The organism is Massilia jejuensis, assembly GCF_042656795.1.
Lineage (GTDB): Bacteria > Pseudomonadota > Gammaproteobacteria > Burkholderiales > Burkholderiaceae_D > Telluria > Telluria jejuensis.
The window spans coordinates 1-1,680 of record NZ_JBHSMS010000048.1 but is presented as its reverse complement, the minus strand read 5'-3'; the positions used below and the strand labels follow the sequence as shown (position 1 = coordinate 1,680).

Sequence of the window (1,680 nt, the reverse complement as noted above, 5' to 3'; positions counted from 1 at the left end):
GCGAGGACACGGGCCGAAACCCAACCGATCGCGGCAAACTCGGCTGCAAACACCATTTGCTGGTGATGAGCGTGGGCTTCCCCCAAGTGGCCCAGATCTCGGGCGCGCAGGTGCACGACTCTCGTTTCCTCATCCCGTTGGTAGAGTCAATCCCGGCAGTTAAGGGCTGGCAGGCCGTGCCCGCAAACGCCCAGGTAAGCTGCATGCCGATCGAGCGTACGCTTCGAGATCCCATCGGGCTTGGCTGCGCAGTCGGGGCATCGCGGCTCGTATCGCGCGCTACGGCGTGGAGTCGCGCGAAAGGCTTGGACGGTGGCGTTGGGTCGTCGAGCGAACTTTGGGTTGGCTACACCGCTTCCGCAGATTGCGCATCCGGCATGAGCGACGAGCAGACGTACACCAGGCGTTCCTAACGCTTGCCTGCTCGCTCATCTGTTGGCGGTATGTCGAGAGGTTTTGTTAGGTGCTCTTAGCATCCTGTACGCCATCTACTTTTTTAGTGCTCTGTTTATCGTAATCGGGCACGTGACGCAGGTGGGATTTTCGCTTGAAGAAATCAACGAGTTGATGGTGTTGGATCAGAACGGTTGTTGCCGAAAAACGCATGACGCCGCCGTCGCCAAACTTGCTACCGTCGAGGCGGACATCAAGCATTTGAACAAGATACGCACGACACTGAACACGCTCATTGAGGAATGCGAGTCTGGAGGGGCCGACTTGTCGTGTCCCATCATCGAAACTCTCCGGGGCGGCATAGCGTCCAACGCGGAAGTGGCTACGAGCTACCTATTGAGCAGGTGCTAATGGCAGCGCCGACGCAAGCGGTGTCCTTGCGGCTGGACTCACGGGGCGGCCGTAAACAATTGGGAAGGAACCGCCGCGCTTTCTGGCTGTCGTATGGTAGCCAGCCGTATGCTCGGCTGGGATGGACCTGCCAGAACTGGGGGAGCACCTGTCCACCCGAGGTTTCGTTAATCGGGGGGAATGCGAGGGCGGTGGGTGCTCGCCCAGCCTGCCGATGGCATCAGTGACGGCCGCCCCTGTGTCCCCAGCCGCCATGAGAACGCCAGCCGTGACGATGATGCCCGCCGTGATGGCCGTGGTGTCCCCGGTACCCGTGGTGCTTGTAATAGCCGAAATCAAAATTCAATGCGACCGGTGGTCCAATGTAACGCGGATAGCTGTAGTAGCTCGGGTAGCTGTAAACCGGATAAGTTGGCTCGTACGCATAGGGCGGCGCATACACGGCGCAGCCGCCGAGGCCGGCGGCCAGCAGAAACGCAGCCACGCAACGACGTGCCGCGCGCACATAATCAATATCCATGGCAACTTCCTCACACTGCGGACCTCTCTTGATTGTAGTTCCGGCTGCGAGCTTTTCAACCACCAGTCATGGATGACATTTCTTTATCATCAAAGCAAAAACCCCGCTCAGGCAGGACTCACCGATGTGAATCCGCGCGAGCGGGGTTTTTCTTATAACTAGCCTGACGATAACCTACTTTCACACTGGTTGCAGCACTATCATCGGCGCAAAGTCGTTTCACGGTCCTGTTCGGGATGGGAAGGGGTGGGACCGACTTGCTATGGTCATCAGGCATGACTTGTACGAGCATTTGTCCACGGGTGCGGACAAGGCCCTGAATCTGGAAGAAGTAGGTTTGGGTAGCGTATCGTCAA

The 1,680-nt window shown here is 58.3% G+C and carries 3 protein-coding genes, 1 rRNA gene and 1 pseudogene; 2 read left to right on the top strand and 3 right to left on the bottom strand.

What is annotated here, in order from left to right; genetic code table 11:
• Nucleotides 1–463 (top strand): annotated as a pseudogene (locus tag ACFPOU_RS16070) (IS5 family transposase); the annotation flags it as partial.
• Here ACFPOU_RS16070 and ACFPOU_RS16065 read toward each other — a convergent pair.
• Nucleotides 460–654, bottom strand: coding sequence for a hypothetical protein (locus ACFPOU_RS16065; RefSeq protein ID WP_379723328.1), 195 nt, complete (start codon nt 652–654; stop codon nt 460–462). The pseudogene ACFPOU_RS16070 and the gene ACFPOU_RS16065 sit on opposite strands and share 4 nt — an antisense overlap.
• Here ACFPOU_RS16065 and ACFPOU_RS16060 point away from each other — a divergent pair.
• Entirely contained in the window at nt 568–804 is a 237-nt protein-coding gene (locus tag ACFPOU_RS16060; protein ID WP_379723325.1) for a MerR family transcriptional regulator, read from the top strand. The genes ACFPOU_RS16065 and ACFPOU_RS16060 overlap by 87 nt on opposite strands.
• Before the next feature lie 220 nt (nt 805–1,024).
• Here the strand turns inward: ACFPOU_RS16060 and ACFPOU_RS16055 are convergent, their stop codons facing one another.
• Together ACFPOU_RS16055 and rrf are read right to left on the bottom strand one after the other, a co-directional pair.
• Complete coding sequence (locus ACFPOU_RS16055; protein WP_379723322.1) at nt 1,025–1,324, bottom strand: hypothetical protein; 300 nt, start codon at nt 1,322–1,324, stop codon at nt 1,025–1,027.
• Nucleotides 1,325–1,485: 161 nt separating this feature from the next.
• Nucleotides 1,486–1,598, bottom strand: a 5S ribosomal RNA gene (gene rrf, locus ACFPOU_RS16050).
• Nucleotides 1,599–1,680 lie beyond the last annotated feature (82 nt).

Excerpts from the sequence above, each read along its gene's own strand:
- ACFPOU_RS16060 (WP_379723325.1), top strand. The coding sequence starts at position 568 with ATGGTGTTGGATCAGAACGGTTGTTGCCGAAAAACGCATGACGCCGCC.
- ACFPOU_RS16065 (WP_379723328.1), bottom strand. The coding sequence starts at position 654 with ATGCTTGATGTCCGCCTCGACGGTAGCAAGTTTGGCGACGGCGGCGTC.
- ACFPOU_RS16055 (WP_379723322.1), bottom strand. The coding sequence starts at position 1,324 with ATGGATATTGATTATGTGCGCGCGGCACGTCGTTGCGTGGCTGCGTTT.